This window comes from Rhizobium sp. NZLR10 (assembly GCF_019685125.1).
GTDB lineage: Bacteria > Pseudomonadota > Alphaproteobacteria > Rhizobiales > Rhizobiaceae > Rhizobium.
In genome coordinates this window covers 68,191-92,639 of the sequence record NZ_JABDWE010000023.1, presented here as the reverse complement: position 1 = coordinate 92,639, position 24,449 = coordinate 68,191, and the positions used below count along the sequence as shown (strand labels likewise).

General features: G+C 60.9%; 21 protein-coding genes and 1 pseudogene. 13 read left to right on the top strand and 9 right to left on the bottom strand.

Features of this window, described 5'->3' with window-relative positions:
• Positions 1 to 133: 133 nt before the first annotated feature.
• Positions 134 to 1,264: a DUF2333 family protein gene (locus tag HJB82_RS27990; protein WP_207581336.1), complete on the top strand. Its 1,131-nt coding sequence runs from the start codon at positions 134 to 136 to the stop codon at positions 1,262 to 1,264.
• Positions 1,265 to 1,275: 11 nt separating this feature from the next.
• Here the strand turns inward: HJB82_RS27990 and HJB82_RS27985 are convergent, their stop codons facing one another.
• Both HJB82_RS27985 and HJB82_RS27980 read right to left on the bottom strand, forming a co-directional pair.
• The gene (locus tag HJB82_RS27985; RefSeq protein WP_221142107.1) at positions 1,276 to 1,737 is read right to left on the bottom strand and encodes a PAS domain-containing protein; all 462 of its coding nucleotides are present in this window, start codon (positions 1,735 to 1,737) and stop codon (positions 1,276 to 1,278) included.
• A 46-nt stretch (positions 1,738 to 1,783) separates the two neighbouring features.
• A complete protein-coding gene (locus HJB82_RS27980; protein WP_207581334.1) occupies positions 1,784 to 2,509 on the bottom strand; it encodes a LuxR family transcriptional regulator in 726 nt (241 codons plus the stop codon).
• 357 nt (positions 2,510 to 2,866) lie between these two features.
• On the opposite strand from HJB82_RS27980, the gene HJB82_RS27975 reads away from it, so the two are divergent.
• On the top strand, positions 2,867 to 4,498 hold the full coding sequence (locus HJB82_RS27975) for a hypothetical protein (protein WP_259671351.1): 1,632 nt from the start codon (positions 2,867 to 2,869) through the stop codon (positions 4,496 to 4,498).
• Between the two features lie 258 nt (positions 4,499 to 4,756).
• On the top strand, positions 4,757 to 6,436 hold the full coding sequence (locus tag HJB82_RS27970) for a formate--tetrahydrofolate ligase (protein ID WP_221115874.1): 1,680 nt from the start codon (positions 4,757 to 4,759) through the stop codon (positions 6,434 to 6,436).
• On the opposite strand, the pseudogene HJB82_RS31835 reads toward HJB82_RS27970, so the two are convergent.
• A pseudogene (locus HJB82_RS31835) lies at positions 6,415 to 6,635 on the bottom strand (hypothetical protein). The gene HJB82_RS27970 and the pseudogene HJB82_RS31835 overlap by 22 nt on opposite strands.
• A gap of 86 nt (positions 6,636 to 6,721) precedes the next feature.
• Positions 6,722 to 7,705: an extensin family protein gene (locus tag HJB82_RS27965; protein WP_221142105.1), complete on the bottom strand. Its 984-nt coding sequence runs from the start codon at positions 7,703 to 7,705 to the stop codon at positions 6,722 to 6,724.
• Between the two features lie 253 nt (positions 7,706 to 7,958).
• On the opposite strand from HJB82_RS27965, the gene HJB82_RS27960 reads away from it, so the two are divergent.
• The 6 genes from HJB82_RS27960 (at position 7,959) to queF (ending at position 15,274) form a co-directional block, all read left to right on the top strand.
• Positions 7,959 to 10,199: a TonB-dependent hemoglobin/transferrin/lactoferrin family receptor gene (locus HJB82_RS27960; RefSeq protein WP_207581330.1), complete on the top strand. Its 2,241-nt coding sequence runs from the start codon at positions 7,959 to 7,961 to the stop codon at positions 10,197 to 10,199.
• Between the two features lie 262 nt (positions 10,200 to 10,461).
• On the top strand, positions 10,462 to 12,651 hold the full coding sequence (locus HJB82_RS27955; RefSeq protein ID WP_207581329.1) for an anthranilate synthase: 2,190 nt from the start codon (positions 10,462 to 10,464) through the stop codon (positions 12,649 to 12,651).
• A gap of 117 nt (positions 12,652 to 12,768) precedes the next feature.
• The gene (locus HJB82_RS27950; RefSeq protein ID WP_037078786.1) at positions 12,769 to 13,005 is read left to right on the top strand and encodes a hypothetical protein; all 237 of its coding nucleotides are present in this window, start codon (positions 12,769 to 12,771) and stop codon (positions 13,003 to 13,005) included.
• Positions 13,006 to 13,019: 14 nt separating this feature from the next.
• Complete coding sequence (locus tag HJB82_RS27945) at positions 13,020 to 13,691, top strand: DUF2161 domain-containing phosphodiesterase (protein WP_207581328.1); 672 nt, start codon at positions 13,020 to 13,022, stop codon at positions 13,689 to 13,691.
• Positions 13,692 to 13,895: 204 nt separating this feature from the next.
• Positions 13,896 to 14,810 carry a cation diffusion facilitator family transporter gene (gene emfA / locus HJB82_RS27940; protein ID WP_207581327.1) on the top strand — a complete coding sequence of 305 codons (915 nt, stop codon included), beginning with the start codon at positions 13,896 to 13,898 and terminating at the stop codon, positions 14,808 to 14,810.
• Complete coding sequence (queF, locus tag HJB82_RS27935; RefSeq protein ID WP_207581326.1) at positions 14,810 to 15,274, top strand: preQ(1) synthase; 465 nt, start codon at positions 14,810 to 14,812, stop codon at positions 15,272 to 15,274. The genes emfA and queF overlap by 1 nt, the downstream gene beginning before the upstream one ends.
• Before the next feature lie 136 nt (positions 15,275 to 15,410).
• Here the strand turns inward: queF and HJB82_RS27930 are convergent, their stop codons facing one another.
• Positions 15,411 to 16,193, bottom strand: a complete 783-nt coding sequence (locus HJB82_RS27930) for a DUF2076 domain-containing protein (protein WP_207581325.1) — start codon at positions 16,191 to 16,193, stop codon at positions 15,411 to 15,413.
• Positions 16,194 to 16,475: 282 nt separating this feature from the next.
• Here HJB82_RS27930 and HJB82_RS27925 point away from each other — a divergent pair, with 282 nt between their 5' ends.
• The 3 genes from HJB82_RS27925 (at position 16,476) to leuA (ending at position 20,567) form a co-directional block, all read left to right on the top strand.
• On the top strand, positions 16,476 to 17,060 hold the full coding sequence (locus HJB82_RS27925) for an ATP-dependent Clp protease proteolytic subunit (protein ID WP_207581324.1): 585 nt from the start codon (positions 16,476 to 16,478) through the stop codon (positions 17,058 to 17,060).
• A gap of 194 nt (positions 17,061 to 17,254) precedes the next feature.
• Positions 17,255 to 18,454 (top strand): benzoate/H(+) symporter BenE family transporter, encoded by a 1,200-nt coding sequence (locus HJB82_RS27920; RefSeq protein WP_405049114.1) that lies wholly within the window; start codon positions 17,255 to 17,257, stop codon positions 18,452 to 18,454.
• A gap of 361 nt (positions 18,455 to 18,815) precedes the next feature.
• Entirely contained in the window at positions 18,816 to 20,567 is a 1,752-nt protein-coding gene (leuA, locus tag HJB82_RS27915) for a 2-isopropylmalate synthase (RefSeq protein WP_221142103.1), read from the top strand.
• A 154-nt stretch (positions 20,568 to 20,721) separates the two neighbouring features.
• On the opposite strand, the gene HJB82_RS27910 is transcribed toward leuA, so the two are convergent.
• The 4 genes from HJB82_RS27910 to HJB82_RS27895 form a co-directional block, all read right to left on the bottom strand.
• Complete coding sequence (locus tag HJB82_RS27910) at positions 20,722 to 21,564, bottom strand: anti-sigma factor (protein WP_207581321.1); 843 nt, start codon at positions 21,562 to 21,564, stop codon at positions 20,722 to 20,724.
• Positions 21,565 to 21,566: 2 nt separating this feature from the next.
• Positions 21,567 to 22,076: an RNA polymerase sigma factor gene (locus HJB82_RS27905; protein WP_207581320.1), complete on the bottom strand. Its 510-nt coding sequence runs from the start codon at positions 22,074 to 22,076 to the stop codon at positions 21,567 to 21,569.
• A gap of 187 nt (positions 22,077 to 22,263) precedes the next feature.
• Positions 22,264 to 22,824 (bottom strand): M48 family metallopeptidase, encoded by a 561-nt coding sequence (locus HJB82_RS27900; RefSeq protein ID WP_207581319.1) that lies wholly within the window; start codon positions 22,822 to 22,824, stop codon positions 22,264 to 22,266.
• A gap of 159 nt (positions 22,825 to 22,983) precedes the next feature.
• Positions 22,984 to 23,892 (bottom strand): metallophosphoesterase, encoded by a 909-nt coding sequence (locus tag HJB82_RS27895; RefSeq protein ID WP_221115866.1) that lies wholly within the window; start codon positions 23,890 to 23,892, stop codon positions 22,984 to 22,986.
• A gap of 70 nt (positions 23,893 to 23,962) precedes the next feature.
• On the opposite strand from HJB82_RS27895, the gene HJB82_RS27890 reads away from it, so the two are divergent.
• Positions 23,963 to 24,442, top strand: coding sequence for an NUDIX domain-containing protein (locus HJB82_RS27890; RefSeq protein WP_207581317.1), 480 nt, complete (start codon positions 23,963 to 23,965; stop codon positions 24,440 to 24,442).
• The last annotated feature ends 7 nt before the right edge of the window (positions 24,443 to 24,449 follow it).

The window sequence follows — 24,449 nt, the reverse complement described above, 5'->3', positions numbered from 1 at the left end:
CAGCACCTCTTTTCCGCAAGGCCCCCTTGCGAAAAATCGGAGGGCTCGTGTTGTGCTCGGCCCATCGAGCGCATATGTGGATGCGACGGGGCCGCAATGTCCTGATGTTCGCCTCGCCTGACAGGAGACGACGATGCTTGACCGGATAGCCGGTTTTTTCAGGCTGATCGGCCAGACGATCGGTCGCTGGGTCCGCCTGTTTTTCGCCTGGGCCTTCTGGCCCATTCTTGCCGCGCATGGCTGGTATCAGCGCCGGAGTTGGATGATCCGGCTGCCGGTGATCGCGTTCGTGGCGCTCTTCGTCGTGCTCTACGGCTATTTCTTCTGGCAGACGCAGGCCTGGTCGAATTTCAACACCGCCTTCGTCGACCAATACCGGCTTGCCGAACGCAAGGTTGCCGCGGGACAGGAAATGCCGGTCGCCGAGGGAAGCAACGCCACGGCAGCCAAGACCTGCCAGCGTTCGGCGATCATCGACGTCACGGCCGACCTGACCGACTTCAACGTCAACCAGAACGCATGGATCTCCTCCATGCTGCTCTACAAAATGGGCTTTTTCGGAATCGACTGGGATCACACGCCTTTCCTCGACAACAAGGCGTCGTTCCAGCGGGGCATCAATCAGGCGGTTCGGCGGACATCGGCAGAGCTCGTCGATACGCTCGGGCGCGTGCGCGGCACGTCGGGCATCAACAACGACCTGCAGAGCGCCCGCGGCAATCTGCAATTCGACGAATACAGCTGGTATTTCGGGCTCAATCCCTTCGGGCCGAAGACGCCGACGCCCTCCTATTACCGTTCGGCGATCGGCAGCCTGCGCAAATTCAACACCGATCTTTCCACGTGCAGCGTCATTTTCGACGGCCGCGCCGACAACCTCATGCAGTTCATCGACCGCATTGCCAACGATCTCGGCGGCACGTCCGACATGCTCGCCGAGCGCTCGGAAAACCACAATCGCGGCTGGTTCGATACCCGCGCCGACGACCGGTTCTGGTTCGCCTACGGCCAGCTCTACGCCTATTACGCCATCCTTGCCGCCGCGCAGGCGGATTTCTCGCAAGTGGTGCAGGAGCGCAATCTCGGAGCGGTCTGGGGCAGCACGATGCGGCAGTTCCAAGCGGCGTTGCGCATTCAGCCGGCGATCATTTCGAACGGGCGCGAGGACGGCTGGATCATGCCGAGCCATCTCGCCACCATGGGCTTTTATATTCTCCGGGTGCGCTCGAACCTAGTCGAAATCCGTTCGGTGCTCGACCGGTAAACCCCGTGGAGTCAGCGGGGTCTCGCATCGTCCTCGAAACCGACGACGCGCCGCCGCTCGACGCATTCATAGGTGACGCCGACGATGCCGCCGCCGCTTTCATCGTCACGAAAGCGGCCGACGCTGCGCACCAGCTTGTAACCGCCAAGCCGGCTGTCGACGCGGTATACGAAATGGAAGCCGACGCCATGACGGCTCGCCTCTTCGAATGTCTGGGCGATCAGGCTGCGGTCCTCCTCATGGATGCGCGACATCAGCTCGGTCAGATTGACGGGGCCGTTGCTGTAGGGGAGGTCGAAGATCTCGTGTACATCCTCGCTCGCAAAGAAATGTCCGGTCTCGATGTTGATGCGCCAGAAGCCAAAAAGGCGATAGGCAGCAAGCATCTGAAGGATTTCCGCATCGGTGATGCCGAAGTGGGCGCGGGATTGCTCGGTCTTGTCGATGATGGGCTGTTCGAAACGAAGAGACACGATTCCCCCAGATCACTGGACGACGTGCCGACTCTCTTCCGATTCCTCAGTTGATCAGCTTCAATCGAATTGCCTTAGCTACCAACTGGGTGCGGTTGACGCAATCGAGTTTTTTGATCGCGTTCGTCATATAGGCATTCACCGTGTGGTCCGACAAAGTCAGGATCTGGCCGATTTCGATCGAGGTCTTGCCCTGGGCAGTCCAGCGCACAACCTCTAGTTCGCGGGTCGACAGCGCGTTATACGCGCATTCCTCGTTGCGCTTGACTGCATTGTATGCATCGAGTGCATGCAGAGTGATCATTGCCAGCTCATTGACCTCGCTCTGGCCAAGTGCGGCGCGCTCGCCGCAGAACCAGAAAACCAGGCGCTGGCCGTCGGCCGCAATGGTCGGCATGGCAACGCCTGCCGGTATGGCATGGCGCAGCATCAGGGCATGCAGTTCGGCGGGGAAGGCCTGACCGTTGAAAGCGTCGTTGAGGTGCCAGACCGGAGGGACGGCGGATTCCCTCAGCCGTAAGCCGAAAGGGCAGCCGCGCATCATGTGGGCGCGGTCGAATTCCCTGATATAGGCGGCCGGCAGCGAACTCTCGATCAGCAGGGGTTTCAACAGGAGGTCTTCCGGGGAGGGAGCGTGCATCAGCGTTGCATGCGACAATCCGAAGGCTGCGGAAACCCGGCCCAGCGCCTGCGCAAACAGACTGCGCGTTCGTGCAATGGCAAGCTCTGCAGAAAGCAATGACTGTCTTTCAGAGGTAGTCATGTAAGACATTTGTACGCCCCCGGCAGCCCTAATGTTACCGCTATCAAACACAGAAAACCCGCTTGATGCTAGTCCCAATTGATTTGGTGTAAGTCGATTAACTCAAATTGTGAATAATTTGCCACGGTTGTTCGCGCATTGGTTGAGTGCTGAGGTGGAAATGTAGCGCTGCGGCATCTTCTACTTGCTTGATGTGTACCTGCAAGCTGCAAGTCGCCGTCTGAGAGAATCACTTCTGCAGAAGTCGGTACGGGAACTGGCGTAGGAATCTCGCTTGCTGCCCTTCAATGCAATTGATAAGCCTAAACCATGTATAACTGAGGCGATTTAATCGTGCGCTTTGCAATTGCCGTCATCCTGAAGTTTATGTTTTCATTGGTAATACTTGGTTTTCTTCTATTGAGCTTGTCGATCGGTGCCGCAACCTCGCAGGCTGCCGAGCAGAAGAAACAGAAAGGTCAGCCGCCGATGCGGTTCATCCTCGTGCGCAGCCTCCTGTGCATGGATGACTGTCCGGAATGGATATCGGCAGAAGGACGCATAACCTCCGATACGCCCGCGCAACTCAAAAAAATTCTGAAGACAATCGGCAACCGAAAAATGCCGATCGTCTTTCTTTCAGAAGGTGGTGAAGTAGACGCCGCTTATGCGATGGGCAGGATGATCCGCAAGGCCGGCCTTGAAACGGCTGTGGGCGGCACACGGCTGAAGGATTGTCCAGAAGATGATATGCGTTGCGATGCCGCTATCGCAAAGAATGAACCCACGCTTGGTGATACCTATTCCTATGGCGCATACTGCTTTTCCGCTTGTCCGCTGGTGTTTGCCGGCGGAACCTCGCGGGTCGCGTCGCAATGGGCATTCATCGGCGTTCACCAGATCACGACAATCTACAGCAAAGTGCGTGTTTCCTACCGCATCGAATACAAGATGGTGAACGGCAAGAAGACCGAAATCTCCCGCAAGGAGATGGGCCGAAAGTCAGCGGGGAGCAGCAGTTCCACCAAGCTAGGCAAGAAGGCCACTGCTGCTCTTACGGCCTATCTGAAGGAAATGGGCGTTAGCGCCGATTTGATTGGACTGATGATGAGCGCCACCCCTGACCGCATCAACATCGTGCCGGCCGCAGACGCACTTGAAATCGGTCTCACGACGGACATGTTGGCTTATAACGAATGGCCTGGCATGCCGCTCTGTGCTCCGGATGCAGCGGCCGAGGCCGTTTGTCATCGCCGTGCGGCGGCGGAGACGCCTGTATCCAAGGCCTCTGTGCAGGCTGCGGTCGCAGTCACAAACGAGACTCTGCCGAAAACCCGGCCGATGGACTTTCTGCTGATGTATCATGGCAATTGCCAGGACGAGTGCACGCAGTGGATTTCCGGGGATGGAGACATCACGCCGGATACGCCGGCTCGGCTGGAGGCGATCTTGAAAGCGCTCGGCGGAAGAAAATTGCCGGTCGTCCTTCAGTCCTATGGCGGAGACATGGATGCGGCTTTCGCGATGGGGCGTATTATCCGGGCTGCAGGTCTGGAGACCTCGATTGGCAGAACGCGGTTGCCCAACTGCCCGACGCTGGATCCGCGTTGCAAGGCGAGCATTGCCAAAAGCGGGGCGACCGAGGGCGAGGTTTCTGCTGGCGGTGCATACTGCCTTTCGACCTGTACGCTAGTCTTGATTAGCGGAACGCCGCGGCTTGTCGGATATTCCGATATCGGTCTCGTCAGACCCGCGAAGGCTGAATATCCAAAATTCTTCGCCTATTTCGACGAGATGGGCGTCAATGCCGAGCCTTACAAGACGATGATGCTCGCGACCTCGATTGAGCAAAAGACTATACCTCGTTCTCAGGCGCTCGAACTTGGCATTGTCAATGGTATCATCCCTTATGGTGACGAACCCGGTTCTCGCCTGTGTGGACCCGATGCCAAGGAAAGTCTTCGATGCCCCAGAAAAGCTGAGGCAGAGATCGTTCCTGCGGCTGCTTCGTTAAATTGATCTCCGCCTTGTCGAGGGCGAAGACACCCGAGGCGATCCTCAGGAGCTTGTAGCCGAAGGAAACGGCATAGACGGCGAGCGCCGCTACCAGGCCGATATAGAAGGCGACGAGGATCGCGATCGTTGACCGCCACTCAAACGCCCCAGCGTGGTGGCCGCAAGGCGCAGCGCTATTCACACCCCGCCGATATTTCGCTATCCCGATAAAGAGAGAACAAGTACCTCCGCGTCTGCGGAAGGCCGGGACGGGGAACATCCATGCCATCAATCAAATCCGATATCGAAATCGCGCGTGCTGCGGCCAAAAAGCCGATATTCGAGATCGGGGCGAAACTCGGCATTCCGGTCGAACAGCTCGTTCCCTACGGTCACGACAAGGCAAAGGTCAGCGCCGAGTTCATCGCCGGGCAGGCGGGCAAGAAGGACGGCAGGCTGATCCTCGTCACCGCGATCAATCCGACACCGGCGGGCGAGGGCAAGACGACGACCACCGTCGGGCTCGGCGACGGGCTGAACCGGATCGGCAAGAAAGCCATCGTCTGCATCCGCGAGGCTTCTCTCGGCCCCTGCTTCGGCGTCAAGGGCGGAGCGGCCGGCGGCGGTTACGCGCAGGTCGTGCCGATGGAAGACATCAACCTGCATTTCACCGGCGATTTCCATGCGATCACCTCGGCGCACAATCTGCTGGCGGCGATGATCGACAATCACATCTACTGGGGCAACGAAGAGAATATCGATATCCGCCGCATCACCTGGCGGCGCGTCATGGACATGAACGACCGGGCGCTCAGAAGCGTGGTCTCCTCACTCGGCGGCGTTGCCAATGGTTTCCCGCGCCAAGGCGGGTTCGACATCACCGTCGCCTCCGAAGTGATGGCGATCCTCTGCCTCGCCACCGACCTCAAGGATCTGGAGAGGCGGCTCGGCGACATCATCATCGGCTATCGCTTCGACAGGACGCCGGTGCATGCGCGCGACCTGAAAGCCGACGGGGCCATGGCGGTGCTCCTGAAGGATGCGATGCAGCCGAACCTGGTGCAAACGCTCGAGAATAATCCGGCCTTCGTACATGGCGGGCCTTTCGCCAATATCGCCCATGGCTGCAATTCGGTGACGGCGACGAAGACGGCGCTGAAACTCGGAGACTATGTGGTGACGGAAGCGGGCTTCGGGGCCGATCTCGGCGCCGAGAAATTTTTCGACATCAAGTGCCGCAAGGCCGGGCTGAAACCGGATGCGGCGGTCATCGTCGCCACCGTCAGGGCGCTGAAGATGAATGGCGGTGTGAAGAAAGAGGATCTCGGCACGGAGGATATCGCGGCGGTGAAGAAGGGTTGCGCCAATCTCGGCCGGCACGTCGCCAATGTCCGCCGGTTCGGCGTTCCGGTCGTCGTGGCGATCAACCATTTCGTCTCCGATACCGGCGCCGAGATCGCGGCAGTGAAGGAATTTGTTTCGAGGCTCGGCGCCGAGGCGATCCTTTGCCGCCACTGGGCGCTGGGTTCAGCCGGCATCGAGGAACTGGCGCACAAGGTGGTGGAACTGGCCGAATCCGGACAGGCGAAATTCCAACCGCTCTACGGCGACGACATTTCGCTGTTCGAGAAGATCGAGATCGTCGCTTCGAAGATCTACCATGCCGGCGAGGTGACGGCCGACAAGGCAGTGCGCGACCAGTTGCAGACCTGGGAGGAGCAGGGCTACGGCAAGCTGCCGGTCTGCATGGCGAAGACGCAATATTCCTTCTCTACCGATCCGAGCCTGCGCGGCGCGCCGGAAGGCCACATCGTCACAGTGCGGGAGGTGCGGCTTTCGGCGGGAGCCGGCTTCGTCGTCGCCATCACCGGCGAGATCATGACAATGCCCGGCCTGCCGAAATCGCCGTCGGCGGAGCGGATTTTCCTGAACGAGCAGGGTTATATCGAGGGGTTGTTCTGATCCGGTGACGGTTTGCCGAAGCGCTCGAGCAGACGGCGCTCGCGGCGCTTTTCCAAGTCCGGATCGATAAACAGCCAGATGAAAAGGCTTTGCAGCGCCCCGACGAACAGCATTCCGATGGCAAATGCAATTCACCAGTAAAGATGAAGCCAATAGCGACGATCAGGAGAACCAGGATGACGTTCGCTATGATCTTCAATTGCCGCTGACCCCTCCACCTATTTTGCAGCTTCTATTTGGTTATTTCGCTGCACGATTCAAGCGAGGATCGCAGCCACCAAATGGTCAGTGGCAATAGCGATAGGCGCCCTTTCTTTCGATCACGTCGAGATGAAAATGGGTCTCGTGGGCGGCGTCGCTTTCGGGGTCGAGGACGGTGGTGAAATAGAGGCAACCGGCGGCGCTGACGGTGCGCTGGAAGGCGCCGGTCAATGTCGGGTCCTCGCGGCGGGAGCGGACGGCGACATCTTCGCCCTTTTCGAAATGGAAGCTTGCAATGTCGATGGCGTTGCCACGGGCATGTTCGGAAATCTTGCCGGTTTCGGCGCTGTTGCGCAGGCGGCAGATATAGGCCGATGCCTGATTGACTGTCGTCAGGCGGCCCTGCTCCGGCAGAGCGGCGGAGGCGGCCGGGATGACGCTTTCCTTCATCCAGCGGGCAAGGGCGAGTGCGGCCGGGCAGCGGATCGTCGCCTCCGGCTTCAAACTGATGCCGGGCAAAGCATCTGAGACGATGATCGGCTTGTCGATGCCGCAGCCGTTGCCGTCGTCGATGCGCGGTGCATCCTTGAATACGACGCCCAAGGCCTTAAGCGCAGCGGTGCATTCGGCGTGCTCGGCATCGCTTTCGGATTCGATCGTCAGGTGCTGCTCTTCGAGTGTCTGTTCGGCCGGCGGTTTATTCTCCTCCGCCGGAGCCTGCGGGCCTTCGAGCCTGCCAGGCGGGAGCGGCGGACCTTGCATCGGTTCTCCCGGTGCGGGCTTTGCGGGTTCGGTGTTTCCTGGTTCGGTTTGGGGCGCCGCCGGCTGGTCTGGCGCCGGTACTGCCGGCTCCTTCATATCAGGCTTTGGCTGAGGCGCGGGCACATCGTCCGGTGCGGGCGGTTCAGCCTTGTCAGGAAGCGGGGTAGGGGTGGTTGCAGCACCGGTGTCCGGTCGAGGTTGGGGTAAAGGGCCGTGCGGGGGCAGGCGGGCGCCGGCAAGAAAGGCGGTTGCGGCGAGAAGGATCGCCAGTATCGAAAGTTTTCTCAACGCATCCGGTTCCGTCATGTCGATCGCGTAGGTGATAACGCATTATCGCGGTTTTCGTTGCAATTACGCAACGTCAGGAAAGATCGTTAAAACTTGATAGAATAATTCAACATAAAGTGTCGCTTTATGTTGACAAAATATCTCATGTTTTTTATGCGGCGAAAAGAAGGCGAAATTCAGCATCGCTTTCATCCGCAAAAGCCCAGCCAGCCCCTCGAGCGTTCGACGCGCCGCGACCAGCCAGCCCGGTAATCATCATGAGAGGTAGGTTATGATCGTCCGGTATTGGCGCTCGGTTCTATTGGTCTGCACGGCAGCCGCAGTTGTTCTTCCTGTTTCGCAGTCTTTCGCGCAAAGCGCTTCGGCCACCACGCCGCAAGCAACGGCCGACGACAGCACCGTCCTGCAGAAGATCGTCGTCAAGGGCAAACGCCTGGCGCCGGGCAGTGTCGCCGACACGCCGCTTGCAACCGAGATCACCGACAAGCAGCTGGACGAGAAACAGGTCACTAATCTCGAAGACCTCGGACGCAGCGTCGATCCCGGCGTGAATTTCTCGCGCGGCGATGCCGGCGTCAATCTGCGCGGCCTCTCCGGCGCACGCATCCTGACTGTTGTCGACGGCATTCCGATTCCCTATCTCTCGAACAGCTCGCGCCAAGGTGCCTTCGCGCCTGCCAACGCCAATGGCGGCGGCGATACGTTCGATTTCAACTCGCTCTCGTCGCTTGATATTGTGCGCGGGGCGGATTCGAGCAAGGGCGGCTCGGGCATGCTCGGCGGCGCGATCGTCGTCAATACGCTGGAGCCGGAGGATATCATTCCCGAAGGCCGCGACTGGGGCGCGATCGTCAAGTCCACCTATGACAGCGAAGACAGCAGCCTTTCCGGTTCGGCCGCCGCCGCCAAGAAGATCGGCGGCACGTCGATGCTCTTTCAGGGCGGCTACCGCAAAGGGCATGAACGCGACAATATGGGCGACAGCGACAGTTACGGTCGTTTGCGGACCGAGGCGGATCCCGCCGATTTCGACCAGCACAACCTGCTCTTCAAGCTCCGCCAGGAGCTGGAAGGCGGTCATCGCATCGGCCTGACGGCGGAGCGGTTTCGCCGCGATCTCCAAACCGACCTGAGAGAGCTACAGGGAACCGGGCGCACCTACATGATCGACAATTATGATGGCCGCGAACTGCGCGACCGCGATCGTGTATCGCTCGACTATGACTATGAAGCGCAGTCCTCAGATGCATTCTTCACCAACGCCCGGGCCACGCTCTATTGGCAGGATCTGAAGAAGGAGTCGGGCAGCCATGGACGCACAGCGGCCAATGTCGCCTACGGCCGAAACAATGAGATCGAAAATAAGACCTGGGGCTTCAACGGCACGGTCACCAAGGATTTCGAATATTCGAACGTCCGCCATTCGGTAAAAGCAACGCTCGACGCGACGACGTCGGCCTGGAACCAGTACAGCTCCGCGCTTTGCCCGACGCCGACCACGTGCCCTTCGCTCAACAATCAGTCGGAAGTGCCGGACGTAGACAGCAAGACGATCGGCCTGTCGATCGAAGACAAAATCGAGTTCGGCGATACGAATTTTGCGCTGACGCCGGGCATTCGTTTCGACTGGTTCAGCTATGATCCGTCGACGGGTGGCGGTTTTGCCAGCAATCCCGCGCTTGCAAAATTCGGTACGCTGTCCGATCGCAGCGATCAACATGCTTCGCCGAAGGTGCTCGCCACCTACGAACTGACACCCGATGTACAGCTCTACACCCAGCTGTCGTCAGCCTTCCGCGCCCCGACTGTCGACGAGCTCTATAGCCGCTTCTACAATGCGGGCGGCAATTATGCCCAGCTCGGCAATCCCGACCTGAAGCCCGAGACCGGCTATGGTGTCGAAATGGGCGCCAATTTCGACACGGGCGATTTTAACGGTCGCTTGGCGCTCTTCCACAACCGATATCACAACTTCATTGAAACGGTGACGAGCGTCAACGCCTCCACCGGCATCACGGAGTTCAACTATACCAATGTCAGCAGTGTGACGATCTCGGGTGTCGAAGCGAGCGCCAACAAGAGGTTCAACAACGGCATCAATCTGCATGCAGCGCTTGCCTATGCCTACGGCAGGAACGAGGAAACTGCCCAGCGCCTGCGCTCGGTCGCGCCCTTCAAGGCGATCGTCGGCGTCGGTTGGAGCAACGAGAATTTCGGCTTCGATCTTTCCTCGACGCTTTCGGCAGGCATGCTCACAGACCATCTCAGCACGACCGCCGATACGACCTTCGATGCGCCCGGCTATGCAATCGTCGACCTGACCGGCTGGTGGACGCCGGAACAGGTGCCGGGCCTGCGGGTGCAGGCGGGCGTCTACAACATTTTCGACCAGGAATATTTTAATGCGCTCGCCCTGCGCGACGTCAACCCGAACTCAGCCGCATCGCAGCCGCAAGATTGGTATTCCGAGCCCGGCCGCACTTTCAAGGTCTCGCTGACGAAAACTTTCTGATCGGGTCAGAGCAGGACATCAGATCGGGCGGCTTTCGGGCTGCCCTTTTTCATTACGCAATCGCCTCTTGCGTGGCGGCCGATCTCAGGCTAACAATTTTCCCATGATCAAGTCCTTGAACATTGCTGTTTGGTGGTGGGCTCGCTAAGGCGGCCTCGACCAATCGTGTCCAAAGACGACGAGTGAGCCGCCCGAAACTTCGAGGCGGCTTTTTTTGTTTTATGGTCGCCTGTCGTCCGGGCCCCGATAACGGAGTGGAACAATGGTAACGATCCTGCGGGATGATGGTGCGGAAATCTACGAGACCAAGGGCGGCATATCAGTCACGCGACAGCGGCGGGCAATCCCCTACGGCGATGCGGTCTCTTCCTATATCGACAAGCTCGACGAGCGCCGCGGCGCGGTGTTCTCGTCGAACTACGAATATCCGGGACGTTATACGCGCTGGGATACTGCCGTCGTCGATCCGCCGCTCGGCATTTCTTCCTTCGGGCGGGAGGTCTGGATCGAAGCCTACAACGAACGCGGCGAAGTGCTTCTCGGCTTCGTGATCGAGCGGCTAAAGACTGTGTCCGACCTCGTGCTCGGCGCTTCCTCCGCTCGGCGTCTCGACCTCTCGGTCAAGACGCCGGACCGGGTATTCACCGAGGAAGAGCGCTCGAAGATGCCGACGGTCTTCACTGTGCTGCGCGCCGTGACCGATCTGTTCTATTCGCAGGCGGATGCGAGCCTCGGGCTCTACGGCGCCTTCGGCTACGACATCGCCTTCCAGTTCGACGCGATCGATCTGAAGCTGACGCGGCCCTCCGACCAGCGCGACATGGTGCTCTACCTGCCTGACGAGATTCTCGTCGTCGACAATTACGCCGCCAAAGCCTGGATCGACCGTTATGATTTCGAAAAAGGCGGCGTGTCGACCGAGGGCAAAGCCGGCGATATCGCGCCCGAACCCTTTAAGCACACGGATTCCATCCCGCCGAAGAGCGATCATCGGCCCGGTGAATATGCCGAGCTCGTGACCAAGGCGAAGGAAAGTTTCCGCAAGGGCGACCTCTTCGAAGTCGTGCCCGGACAGAAATTCATGGAGCGCTGCGAAAGCAAGCCTTCCGACATCTCCAAGCGGCTGAAGGCGATCAATCCGTCGCCCTATTCCTTCTTCATCAATCTCGGCCATCAGGAATATCTGGTCGGCGCCTCACCGGAAATGTTCGTGCGCGTTTCGGGCCGCCGGATCGAGACCTGCCCGATCTCGGGCACGATCAAGCGCGGTGACGACCCGATCGCCGACAGCGAGCAGATCCTGAAGCTTCTGAATTCGAAGAAGGACGAATCCGAACTGACCATGTGCTCCGACGTCGACCGCAACGACAAGAGCCGTGTGTGCGAGCCCGGCTCGGTCAAGGTGATCGGCCGCCGGCAGATCGAGATGTATTCGCGCCTCATCCACACGGTCGATCATATCGAGGGACGGCTGCGCGACGACATGGACGCCTTCGACGGTTTTCTCAGTCACGCCTGGGCGGTCACCGTCACCGGCGCCCCGAAGCTCTGGGCGATGCGCTTCATCGAGAGCCGTGAAAAGAGCCCGCGCGCATGGTATGGTGGTGCGATCGGCATGGTCGGCTTCAACGGCGACATGAACACCGGCCTGACGTTGCGCACCGTGCGCATCAAAGACGGTATCGCCGAGGTGCGCGCCGGTGCGACGCTGCTCAACGATTCCATCCCTGAGGAAGAAGAAGCCGAAACAGAACTGAAGGCCTCTGCCATGCTTTCCGCCATCCGCGACGCCAAGACCGGCAATTCCGGCAAGACTCAGCGCGACGTCGCAAGCGTCGGCAAGGGAGTCAGCATCCTGCTCGTCGACCATGAAGACAGCTTCGTCCACACGCTTGCCAATTATTTCCGCCAGACGGGGGCGACCGTTTCGACCGTGCGCACGCCGGTGCCGGAGGAAATCTTCGACCGGCTGAACCCGGACCTCGTCGTGCTGTCACCGGGGCCTGGAACGCCTAAAGATTTCGACTGCAAGGCGACGATCAAGAAGGCGCGGGCGCGCAACCTGCCCATCTTCGGCGTCTGCCTGGGGCTGCAGGCGCTCGCCGAAGCCTATGGCGGAGAACTGCGCCATCTGGCACTGCCGATGCACGGCAAGCCCTCGCGCATCCGCGTGCTGGAACCGGGCATCGTCTTCTCCGGCCTTTCGAAGGAAGTGACGGTCGGCCGCTACCACTCTATCTTTGCCGATCCCTCGACGCTGCCGCGCGAGTTCATCATCACGGCGGAGAGCGAGGACGGCACGATCATGGGCATCGAACACGCCAAGGAGCCGATCGCCGCGGTACAGTTCCATCCGGAATCGATCATGACGCTCGGCGGTGACGCCGGGATGCGGATGATCGAAAACGTCGTGGCGCATCTGGCACGCAAGGTGAAGACGAAGGCTGCCTGAGCGTAATTCCCTCGCCCTTCCCGTGTTGCGGGAAGGGCGGGCTTCCACCGAAGAGTTCGGTTGACTTTCTCAAGCAAATCAGAACATTTCAGGAACGATCAATCGGAACCCGTTGCCGTGGCCAGTGAAAAATTCATCGTTCTCCCTTACCGCAAGAACCGCGGCAACCTCGTACCCGGCGAAATGCGCCAGGCATCCAACTCCGTCAGCGCGGAAAAGATCGCTTCGGCGATGGCTGAGCGTTTCGTCGGCGTGGCGGCCTATGCCGTAATTGTCGACGAGGAAACCGGCGACATGTCCTCGCCGCGGCTGCTCGCGCGATATGGCGAGATTGCCGATCTCAACGCCGCCTGAAGCATCTTTCTGCCATGGAGACATCGCTTTACCTGCCCGTCAAAGCCTTCCTGGAGGCGGCCGGTTATGTCGTGAAGGGCGAGGTCGGAAAGTGCGATCTCGTTGGCTTGAGCGATGGCGAGCCGCCGGTCGTGGTGGTCTGCGAACTGAAACTCTCCTTCAACCTCGAACTGCTTCTGCAGGCGGTCGACCGCGCGGCGATGAGCGATGAAGTCTGGATCGCGGCGCGTGTTTCCGCCAAGGGCCGCGGGCGGGAGGCCGACAGGCGTTACCGCGACCTCTGCCGGCGGCTCGGTATCGGCATGCTCGGCGTCTCCGATGGCGGCGAGGTCAGCATTATCGTCGGTTCCATTTCACCGATGCCGCGGACCAACCCAAAAAGGCGCTCGCGCCTCGTCAGCGAGCACAAGCGCCGCCGTGGGGATCCTGCGGTCGGTGGTGGTTCGCGAGCGCCGATCATGACCGCTTATCGCCAGCAGGCACTGCTCTGCGCCTCAGCACTCGAACGTGGTCTGGTACGACCGCGGGAGATGAGGGCGCTTGCGGCGAATGCCGGCCCGATCCTGCGCGACAACGTCTACGGATGGTTCGAGCGTATAGAGAAGGGTATCTACGCCCTGACGCCCGCAGGGCAGGCCGCGCTCTTGCGCTGGCCGCAACCTGTCCTTTCCGACCCGGCCCCTTGAACCGCCCGGCACCCGCCATCGGAGGTTACGCAGCTCTCAATCGGGGAGGCACCGCCTGTGAACGACGTTTCATTCCCTTTGACAAACCCTCCTTCATCGCCCATATCACCCTCAATCTGAACCGCCTTCGCGATCGTCGCGTGGGCGGTTTTGCGTTTCAACGGCTTGAGAGCTGCAATTCATTCGCAACCGCAGGGGGACGATATGAGTGACAACGGCGACCTTACGGTTCGGACGCTGGCGATGTGGGGGATACCGCTGTCGCTTGGCGTCATGGGCCTAAAGATGGTGGCGTGGTGGGTCACCGGGTCGGTGGCGCTGCTGTCGGACGGCCTCGAATCGACGGTCAACGTCGTTGCCGCCTTCATCGCCTTTTTCGTCATTCGCTATGCGCAGAAGCCGGCCGATCACGACCATCCCTTCGGCCATCACAAGGCGGAATATCTGTCGGCCGTTACCGAGGGCGTGCTGATCGTCGTCGCCGCACTGTTGATCGTCAACGAGGCGGTCGGTTACCTCGCCGAGCCGCGCATGCTCGACGCACCTGTGCTCGGCCTTGCGATCAATGTCGCGGCCGGCGTCATCAATGCGGTCTGGGCGCGGCTGTTGATCCGGACCGGGCGCAGGTATCGCTCGGCCGCACTTGCCGCAGACGGGCAGCATATCATGTCCGATGTGGTGACCTCAGTCGGCGTGCTCGTCGGCCTGCTGCTGGCGCTGGCGACGGGTTATGCGATCTTCGATCCGGTGCTTGCCATTCTCGTCGCCGTCAACATCCTTTATCAAGGCTGGAAGGTGATCTCACAATCGATCGGCGGGCTGATGGATCAGGCGGTCGAGCCGCAGGAGGAGGAGGCGATCAAGCAGGCGATCGCTACCCACGCGGCGGGTTCGATCGGCGTGCACGACCTGAAGACGAGGCGGGCGGGTACCGTGACCTTCATCGATTTTCATATGGTGGTGCCAGGCGGCATGTCGGTACGCCAGGCGCATGATATCTGCGACCGCCTTGAGGATGCCATCAGGGCGGTGCACGAGGGCGCCACCATTGCAATTCATGTGGAGCCGGAGGGCGAAAAGGCTCACGGCATCCGCGTCAAGGTCGTCAAGGAGGCATGATGCCGAATACCGATACCTCCAGCCTGTCGATGCTGGGCCAGCAAACCGAAACCGCGCGGTCGCCGGAGGCGGCGGTGCTTGAAAAAGTGCCGTCCAACCATGCCGGCACCGATTACGTGGTGCGCTTCACCGCGCCGGAATTCACCTCGCTCTGCCCGATGACCGGGCAGCCGGATTTCGCCCATATCGTCATCGACTACATTCCCGGCGAATGGCTGGTGGAATCGAAGTCGCTGAAGCTCTTCTTGCATTCCTTCCGCAATCACGGCGCTTTTCATGAGGATTGCTCGATCTACATTGCCAAGCGCATCGTCGAGCTGCTCGATCCCAGGTGGTTGAGGATCGGCGCCTACTGGTATCCGCGCGGCGGCATTCCAATCGACGTGTTCTGGCAGACGGGCACGCCGCCGGAAGGGGTGTGGCTGCCGGAGCAGGGCGTCGCCACCTATCGCGGGCGCGGGTGAGCTGCGGTCGGGCGAAGCCCGAGCAATCGATCCAGTGAATCGATTGCAGCAGCGAACGCCCTGAGCTTAAAGCGAAGGGCCGGGCAACAGTGCGGCAATGCGAAACCAACTGCCGCCCATTTCTGCCTAATAAACCTCACACGTCCGTGACGTCGCCACCGGATGAGTCGTCGGCAGAATCGTCGCCGCCGTCGTAATCGGCCTGCTGCACATTGGCATTGTCGTTGTCATCGGCAGCGTTGTCCGAGGCCTGGCTTGTGTCGTCATTGCCGTAATAGTTGTTGATGACGGTTTCCTCGGTGGGAGCACTGGCATTGCCGAAGGGGTTTGCGCCGAAGGGCGAGCCCCAGCCGAGCGAGGACATGTGATTGCCGAAGATGCCGCTCAGTGAATTGGCAAGCAGCATGCCGCCGGCAACGCCCGCTGCCGTGCCGAGCGCGCCGCGCAGGAAGCCGCCGCCGGCCGAAGGCGCAGAGGCCTGCTGGGTCCAGGGGCCAGTCGGCTGCTGCTGCGGCTGGCGGGCATCGCGGTCGTAGCCGCGGGGTTCGTCATAGGCGCGTGATTGCTGGCCCCAGGGACCAGAAGCGCCAGGGCTGGACGGAATGGGTGCTGGCTGCTGCGTCTGGGTGTTGCCGAAGATCGAGCTCAGGAAGCCGCCGCCCTGTTCGGCCTGGCGGTGATCGTTCGCGCCGGCTTCCAGCTGGCGGACATGCTCCTCGAGCTCCTTGATATGGTTGGCCGCCGCCTCCAGCCCCTTTTCCTGAACGATGACGGCCTGGGCAAGATAATAGGTGGCCGAGGGCTGCTCGCGCGTCGCCTGGTCGATCAGGGCCTCGGCGTCGCGGTCGCGCGGCTGGGCGGCCGCGGTGCGCACACGATCGAAGAGGGCAGTCAGCAATTGGCGTTCTTCGGGTGACATGTCCTGTCTCCTGTTGCTCCAGAGCGCTCCCGTGTCCGACCGGACGTATTAAGAACGCTCGATGATTTTTTCGGTGCAGCTTTCGCTGCGTGAGGTTGAGGTAGGAACCGATTTAGGCTTTTCAAAGCCTTTGCCCGTTACAATTCAGTAAGGCTTGCAGAACGACGCGCGGCTTCTTAAGGATATCTCCATCGCTTCGGTGCCTTGTGTTTTTCCCACATTGTTTTAGGCATTGAGTCGCACTATGTGCGGGGAAGCCGAATTCATCTCCAAGAGGTTCGAATGAACGACGAAGACCAGGACGACAAGACGAAGGAACTGCCGCTCGGCAAGGAAACGGAGGCGAATCTTTTCAAGTCGCGTTCGATCTTCATCTACGGACCGATCAATCAGGAATTGGCGCAGAAGGTCTGCTCGCAGCTCGTGGCGCTTGCTGCGGCCAGCGACGAAGACATCCGCATCTATGTCAATTCGCCCGGCGGCCACGTCGAATCCGGCGATTCCATCCATGACATGGTCAAGTTCATCAAGCCGAAGGTCTGGATGATCGGCACCGGCTGGGTCGCCTCGGCCGGCGCGCTGATCTATGTCGCCACTCCGAAGGAGCGGCGCCTGTGCCTGCCGAACACCCGCTTCCTGCTGCATCAGCCCTCCGGCGGCACGCGCGGCATGGCATCCGATATCGAGATCCAGGCGCGCGAGATCATCAAGATGAACGACCGCCTGAACAGGATCATGGCTGAGGCCACCGGTCAGCCGCTCGACAAGATCGCCAGGGATACCGATCGCGACTACTGGCTTTCGGCCGAAGAGGCGAAGGATTATGGCCTCGTCTCGCGGATCGTGACGTCGCAGGCCGATATCTGAGTTCTCTCATTCAAAGCTGCTAAGAACCCGCCCTTGCCTGCAGATCTCAGGTGAGGGCGGTTTGCTTTCAGCAGTGCTTGAGTGGAGATAGCACTCCTATCGGCGAGGACTGAACGGAAAGGCCTGAATCCGGACTTGCGCCTGCGGCAACCATCATGCTCCATGCGCCGTTCTTACAGTCCAAGAGTCCCGCCATGCACAAAGATTTTTCCGTCCAGGCCCTGTTCATGGGGCTGCTGACCGCCTTCGTCGGTTCTGCCAGCTCGTTTGCCGTCGTGCTGCACGGGCTCGAAGCGGTCGGTGCGACGGATGCGCAAGCGGCTTCGGGGCTGATGGCGTTGTCGATCTCCATGGGCGTTTGCGCGATCGTGCTCTGTGCCTTGACGCGATTGCCGATCAGTATCGCCTGGTCGACGCCCGGCGCCGCGCTGCTGGCAAGCACCGGGGCAATCGACGGCGGCTTCAATGCGGCGGTCGGCGCATTTCTGATCTGTGCTGCGTTGATTGTCGTCGCCGGACTTTTCAAGCCGCTCGGCCGGGCGGTTGCCGCCATTCCTGCGCCGCTCGCCAATGCGATGCTATCAGGCGTGCTGATCGGCCTCTGCTTCGCGCCGGTGAAGGCGATCGGCTTCAACCCGCTCCTCGGCCTGCCGATCGTCGTCGCCTGGATCGTCGTCGGCGCCTTCAAGCGGCTGTGGGCGGTACCGGCAGCGCTCGCTGCCTTCGTGCTGGTGTTGGTCTTTGGCGTCGATATTCCCGACGGTGCACTGAGTTCGCTCGAACGGTCGCTGGTGCCGACGGCGGAGATCATCTGGCCGGTGTTCAATCTTGCCGGCCTTGTCTCGATCGCGCTGCCGCTGTTCATCGTCACCATGGCCTCGCAGAATATTCCGGGTATCGCGGTCCTGAAGGTCAATCACTACGATCCGAAACCCGGTCCGCTCTTTGCCGTCACCGGCTTTTTCTCCCTGCTGTCGGCGCCGTTCGGCGGCCATGCTGTTAATCTGGCGGCAATCACCGCGGCGATGTGTGCCGGACAGGATGCCCACGCCGATCCGAAGAGGCGCTATTGGGCGTCACTGATCGCCGGCGTCGGCTATGTCATCCTCGGGCTGCTCGCTGGCGCGGTGACTGCCTTCGTCGCCCTTGCGCCTCCCGTCCTGATCGAGGCGGTGGCAGGGCTGGCACTGGTCGGCGCCTTCTCCTCCTCGGCGATGTCGGCCTTCCAGGCCCCGGAGTCGCGCGAGGCGGCGGCGATCACCTTCCTGGTCACCGCCTCAGGCGTTTCCTTCGGCGGCATTTCCGGCGCTTTCTGGGGCCTGATCGCGGGCGGGCTGATGCTGGCGCTGGCGCGGCTGGTGAGTGTTTGGAAAGATCGAAGCCAGCCGCGATAGCGGAATGTCATTGCGCCATCGGCCGCCAAAAGCCTGGCAAGGGCTTGCCAGTTCCACCGCCCGAGGTTATAAGCGCGGCCATGAAGACCACTGGCGCCAGAATTTCTGACACGATTGCACGCGGCCGCATCGCCCTGCGTGACAATACGCGCGCCCTGACCTCGCTTCTTCTCCTCGGCCTTACGCGCGGTTGCCGGGTCCTTTGAGGAGCGCCCGGCGGCCGAAGGCCCGCCCGGCCATCGCTCCTCGCGACTCACTTTCAAAATTGAACTAATGACCGACAAAGGTCCGCATTTGTATATCGCCAAGCCTGATACGATCGGCTAAGAGCGGGCAAATGCCGGGACGAGGAGACGATACGATGGACGCGAAGACGCAATCCTCACTGAAGGCCGCCCCCGCAAAAGGCATGTCCGACGCTGCAAAAGGCATGCCCGACGCTGCGGTGAAATACCGGGCGTATCCGCAGGTGAACATTCCCGACCGCACCTGGCCGACGAAAACCATCACCAAGGCGCCGGTCTGGTGCTCGGTCGACCTGCGCGACGGCAACCAGGCACTGGTCGACCCGATGGGCCACGATCGCAAGGCGCGGATGTTCCAGCTGCTGCTGGAGATGGGCTTCAAGGAAATCGAGATCGGTTTCCCCTCGGCCTCGCAGACCGACTTCGATTTCGCCCGCTGGTGTGTCGAAGAGAGCAACGTGCCCGCCGACGTCTCCCTGCAGGTGTTGGTGCAGTGCCGCCCGGAACTCATCACCCGCACCTTCGAGGCGCTGGAAGGCGCAAACCGGCCGATCGTGCATTTCTATAACTCGACCAGCGAGCTGCAGCGCCGCGTCGTCTTCGCCAAGGATGTGCAGGGCATCAAGCAGATCGCCGTCGATGCCGCCAAGATGATCACCGACATGGCCGCCAAGGCGGGCGGTGGTTATCGTCTCGAATATTCGCCGGAGAGCTTCACCGGCACTGAGCTCGAGGTGGCTTTGGAAATCTGCAATGCCGTCATCGAGGTCGTCAAGCCGACGCCAGATAACAAGCTGATCATCAACCTGCCGTCCACCGTCGAGATGGCGACGCCGAACGTCTATGCCGACCAGATCGAATGGATGTGCCGCAACCTCGACAATCGTGACAACCTGATCGTTTCGCTGCATCCGCATAACGACCGCGGCACAGGGATCGCCGCCGCCGAACTGGCCTTGCTGGCAGGCGCCGACCGCGTCGAAGGCACGCTCTTCGGCAATGGCGAGCGCACCGGCAATGTCGACATGGTGACGATGGCGCTGAACATGTTCACGCAAGGCGTCGATCCCGAAATCGACTGCTCGAACATCGGGCGCATCAAGGAAGTGTTCGAATATTCGAACCAGATGGCGATTTCCGAGCGTCATCCTTACGTCGGCGAGCTGGTCTATACGGCCTTCTCAGGCTCGCATCAGGATGCGATCAATAAGGGCATGAAGGCGGCGCAGGTCGCCAACCATCCCGTCTGGGAAGTCCCATACCTGCCGATTGATCCGCGCGATGTCGGCCGTTCCTATGAGGCGATCATCCGCATCAACTCGCAGTCCGGCAAGGGCGGCATCGCCTATATTCTGCAGCAGGATTACGGGCTGAACCTGCCGCGCAACCTGCAGGTCGAGTTCCGCGAGGATATCCAGCGTATTACCGACGTAGAGGGCAAGGAGCTTCCTTCGAAGCGGATCTACGACCGTTTTATCGAGCGCTACGTGACGCAGCCGGGCGCGCGCCTCAAATTCGTTGACCACCACACCTATCCCGATACCGAGCACAGGGGTCAGCGGATCGTGGCGGCTGAGATCACCGACAATGGCGAGATCAAGCGCATCGAAGGACGCGGCAACGGCCCGATCGACGGCTTCATCAACGCGCTGTCGCATTATCTCGGCATCGAGATGTCGGTCGAGGACTATTCCGAACATTCGCTGCAGCACGGCTCGAACGCGGCAGCGATCTCCTATGTCGAGACTTCCTATCCCGGCGGCAAGCTGTTCGGAGCCGGCGTCAATACCAACATCGTCGCGGCATCGCTGGAAGCGATCGTCTCGGCGGCAAACCGCGTGCTCGAGGTGAAGGCCGGCAAGGCCTGATCTTAAGAACTCAGGCCGCGATCGATGCGGCTTGAAATGAATTGGAGCTAAAGCGCGTCGCATCAAACTTGATTCATGCGACGCGCTTTAGCTCTTTGTTTTTGTATGTCGTTATCCCGCTGCGCAATTCCGGGCGAGATGCATCAGGGCGCCGTCAGATCGCGGTAGCGATTTTCATTGCGAGCTGGCCGAGCGTCGCTTCGGCGGAGGGGCCGGCAAGCACGTAGGACGTGCCGGCATTGTGCCAGGTCACGAGGCCGATCTCGTCCTTGATCGTTTCCTTGAAGTCGTCGGTCTCCGGTGGCTGCGCGTCCTTGCGGAAGCAGATGGAGATTACGTCGCCGTCGGCGTTGGAATAGACGAGCTGGCCGACAGGGCGGCTGTCGCCGAGGATGACGCGGGCGCCCTGGAAGGTCCAGGCTTCGCCGCTGAGATCCGGCACGCGGAAGGGCACGCCGATCGCGGTCGTCAGCCAGCTGGAGATTTCCTCGGCCTGCGAGGCGGGCACTTCGACGAGATGACGAGGCTGGCGGATCAGCAGGCGCTGATAGGCTGTGACGTCGCCCAGCCAGTCGCTGGTATTGGCCGGTGCGGTGGCGGAGGTTGTGGTGGCTATTTCGTCGGCATCCGGGGCGGTGCCGACGAAATAGCCGATACCGCAACCGACGGCGAAGAGGATGAGAGCGGCGGCCAGTGCCTGCGGGCCGCTCGGCGCCAGTTTCACATGCGGGCGCGTGGCGCGCTGGGCGATCGGCGTTTTTGGCGGCTGCGTGCTTTTGATCGCGCGGACGAGGGCGAGCGGCACGGGCTCCTTCAGGATATCGTCGAAGCGGTGGCGGCCGAAATCGGCGCCGTGGCGCAGCTTCTCGTGCAGCCGGCGCGTGCTCTCGTCGGTTGCCAGGCGCTGCTCCAGTTCGTGCCGCTGTTCGGGCGAGACCTCGCCATCGAGAAGGGCGGTGAGCTGGGCTTCGAGCGGCAATTTCCTGAGATCGAGCAAATTCAGTACCTGTGGATCGGGTGGGTGCCGGCAAGCCCGGCAAAATGCAGCCTTGCGGTCGCGAGTTGGGAGACGACATTTGCCACCGGCGTGCCCATGATGTCGGCCGCCTGTTGGTAGCTGTGGCCTTCGACGTCGACGAGCAGGAACATGCTGGAAAGACCGTCCGGCATATCGGCGATCATGTGATGGATGCCGTCCGGATCGGCTCCAGCCGAGCGTTCGCGCGCGGCCTCGCGTATATCGGTGACGTTGCCGCGGACGGAAGCCTTCGGCTTGCGCTTGCGGCTGTCGTCGGTCCATTGCTGGCGGGCAAGCGTGTAGATCCAGCTTTCCAACCGGCCTTCACCGCTCCATTGATTGCCCTTGGTGATGGCGCGCTGACAGACGGCCTGAACGAGTTCGTCGGCCACGGCAGCCTCACCCGCGAGCGTGATCGCGAAGCGGCGAAGGCGGGGCAGAAGGCCGACGAGATCACGCCGGAGATCGATGGTCGTTGCGGGTTGACGCATTGTCTATCCAAGAAGCATTCACAATGGTTTCGCGGACGAAGGGTTCGCCGTCGAACGCGAAGCCGGCCTTATCGACGCCGACGATGCCAGTGCTTTATGAAACAAATCTGCTGCACTTCGCAAGCATCCGGCCGTCTTCATCCCCTTTTCTCAAGGGATTTTCGCATTGTTGCCCACAAACCTTGCGTCAATATGTCTTGTAGCCGTTCAAGCTTTGCAGCAGAGCCCGATAGGCCCATGTGCCTTCGCCGCCGCGATCGCGGATTTCGACAAGCTGGACGCGGGCTCCCTGGATATCTCCCTGTTCCACCATCGCCATGCCCATATAGGAGCGGGCGAGGATGTAGTTCTCATCCGCCTGTAGCGCCCTACGATAGTAGGACATGCCGAGCTCCATGCGACCGGCCTTGCGGTTGGCGTAGCCGAGATAGTTCAGGATGCGCGGGTCGTTCTGATTGCGGGCGAGATTGAGCACGGTGATGGCATTGTCATACTGATCGGCATAGGCAAACTCGCGGGCGAACTTATAGAGATCGTCGTCATTGAAGCTGCTCTTCTTCGGATTGACGCATTCCTTCTTGGCCTTGTCCCAGACCTTGCCGCCGGTGCAGGTCTTGGTCGTCTGGGTCTTCGGCGGCGGATTGGTGTCATCGTTGTTGTCGCCGACCGCGAAAGCAGCCGTGGCGATGCCGAAGGCAAAGCCGGCGGCGAGCGAAATTATGGACAGGTGACGGAAAGAAGACGTCATAAGTGTGCTCCGTTCTCAGGCGATGCAATCGCCGGGATTGTACGCTTACCGCTAAAAATACCAAGAGGTTAAGCGGCCGCCATGGTGATTGTTGCGACGATGGCCTGACGTCCTCTCAGATCGGTTCAAGTGCTGGATAAAAGGAGTCCGGAACCGGCGCTAACGCGTGAAAATATCTGCGCTTTCCGACATCACCGCGTCGCCGGCCCTGTTGAGGCTGAAGCGCTCGCCGCTGAGCTCCCAGGCGCCGGGCGAGCCGTCGATGGAGAAGAGGTTGTAGGCGGCAGGCGGCCTGATGCTGCCCGGGCCCTGCGAGGCTGACGCGATGCCGACGACAGGCACTGGCTGCACCTGGCCGCGCAGCCAGTGCAGCGTGTTCAGGTGCGTATGGCCATGCAGCACGAGTTCGGCGCCGCCCGTCGAAATCACGGCGGCGAAGCGGCGGATGCCGATCATTCGTTTGTAAAAGGCCGTGGCGCCGCGGATCGGCGGATGATGGATCATGACAACGCGGAAGAGACCGGCTTCGCCGGCCGCGCGCAGCACGTTGACTGTATCGCGGGCCTGTCGCGCGCCGAAAAAGCCGGAGGCGGCAAAGGGAGGGGTGGCGACCGCTGTCGAGCAGCCGACGATCGCGACTTTGTCGCGGATGCGCAGATAAGGGAAGATATGGCGATCCTCCTGCCATTGCGGCGGGGCGAGATCGCCGCGGACATAATCGTACCAGGCGCGCATCGACTTCTCGTAGGCGCCGGGCACATAGGCGTCATGATTGCCGGGAACGACTGACGTGTTCGCGGGATCGCCGAGCGCGCGCAGCCAGGCAGCGGCGGCGCGAATCTCAATGCCGCTCGCCAGGTTGACGAGGTCGCCGGTGACTGCCAGGTGATCTGCCTGATGGGCGCGGATGTCGTCGAGCAGCAGATCCAGCGTGCTGCCGAAAAGGTGCTTGCGTCGATTTCGATGCCAGTTCACAAAGCCTGTTATGCGTTTTGAAAACAGCTCTTGAATGGAAAGACTGGGCAACGGCCCGAGGTGGACGTCGGAAATATGCGCGAGCTTAAACATGCTACGAGACATAGACCAGCTTATTGACAAATCAAACACATCCGGCGCGATGAAGAGCTGAAACGGAGCGATGGTGGATAAAGAGAAGCGGCCCCCTCACATCAGGCTGGCCTTGCGCCTCCTGCATGTCTATTTCTCCTTCGCCCGCGGCATGACGATGGGTGTCAGGGCTGCGTGCTTCGATGCGGACGGTCGGATTTTCCTCGTGCGCCACAGCTATGTCGGCGGTTGGCATATGCCGGGCGGCGGACTGGAGCGCAACGAGACGGTCGAAGAAGCGCTTGCGAAAGAGCTGCGCGAGGAGGGCAACCTCAGGATCATCGGCAAGCCGCAGCTGGTGCAGGTCTATTTCAACACCACCAACACCCGCCGGGACCATGTCGTGTTCTACCGGGCGAGCGTCGAGCAGACGGCGCCACGCCCACCGGACTGGGAGATCTCCGACAGCGGCTTCTTTTCGCTCGACAGTCTGCCCGAGGGCACGACCGAGGCGACACATCGCCGCCTCGCCGAGCTTCGAGGTGAGCAGGAGCCCGACCACCGCTGGTAAGAGTCCC

Bases quoted from the DNA above. Each gene is read 5' to 3' on its own strand.
- HJB82_RS27955 (WP_207581329.1), top strand. From the start codon at position 10,462: ATGGTAACGATCCTGCGGGATGATGGTGCGGAAATCTACGAGACCAAG.
- HJB82_RS27890 (WP_207581317.1), top strand. From the start codon at position 23,963: ATGGTGGATAAAGAGAAGCGGCCCCCTCACATCAGGCTGGCCTTGCGC.
- HJB82_RS27960 (WP_207581330.1), top strand. From the start codon at position 7,959: ATGATCGTCCGGTATTGGCGCTCGGTTCTATTGGTCTGCACGGCAGCC.
- emfA (WP_207581327.1), top strand. From the start codon at position 13,896: ATGAGTGACAACGGCGACCTTACGGTTCGGACGCTGGCGATGTGGGGG.
- HJB82_RS27970 (WP_221115874.1), top strand. From the start codon at position 4,757: ATGCCATCAATCAAATCCGATATCGAAATCGCGCGTGCTGCGGCCAAA.
- HJB82_RS27905 (WP_207581320.1), bottom strand. From the start codon at position 22,076: ATGCGTCAACCCGCAACGACCATCGATCTCCGGCGTGATCTCGTCGGC.
- HJB82_RS27920 (WP_405049114.1), top strand. From the start codon at position 17,255: ATGCACAAAGATTTTTCCGTCCAGGCCCTGTTCATGGGGCTGCTGACC.
- HJB82_RS27895 (WP_221115866.1), bottom strand. From the start codon at position 23,892: ATGTTTAAGCTCGCGCATATTTCCGACGTCCACCTCGGGCCGTTGCCC.
- HJB82_RS27945 (WP_207581328.1), top strand. From the start codon at position 13,020: ATGGAGACATCGCTTTACCTGCCCGTCAAAGCCTTCCTGGAGGCGGCC.
- HJB82_RS27900 (WP_207581319.1), bottom strand. From the start codon at position 22,824: ATGACGTCTTCTTTCCGTCACCTGTCCATAATTTCGCTCGCCGCCGGC.
- HJB82_RS27925 (WP_207581324.1), top strand. From the start codon at position 16,476: ATGAACGACGAAGACCAGGACGACAAGACGAAGGAACTGCCGCTCGGC.
- HJB82_RS27930 (WP_207581325.1), bottom strand. From the start codon at position 16,193: ATGTCACCCGAAGAACGCCAATTGCTGACTGCCCTCTTCGATCGTGTG.
- HJB82_RS27980 (WP_207581334.1), bottom strand. From the start codon at position 2,509: ATGTCTTACATGACTACCTCTGAAAGACAGTCATTGCTTTCTGCAGAG.
- HJB82_RS27990 (WP_207581336.1), top strand. From the start codon at position 134: ATGCTTGACCGGATAGCCGGTTTTTTCAGGCTGATCGGCCAGACGATC.
- HJB82_RS27965 (WP_221142105.1), bottom strand. From the start codon at position 7,705: ATGACGGAACCGGATGCGTTGAGAAAACTTTCGATACTGGCGATCCTT.
- HJB82_RS27975 (WP_259671351.1), top strand. From the start codon at position 2,867: ATGTTTTCATTGGTAATACTTGGTTTTCTTCTATTGAGCTTGTCGATC.
- queF (WP_207581326.1), top strand. From the start codon at position 14,810: ATGCCGAATACCGATACCTCCAGCCTGTCGATGCTGGGCCAGCAAACC.
- leuA (WP_221142103.1), top strand. From the start codon at position 18,816: ATGGACGCGAAGACGCAATCCTCACTGAAGGCCGCCCCCGCAAAAGGC.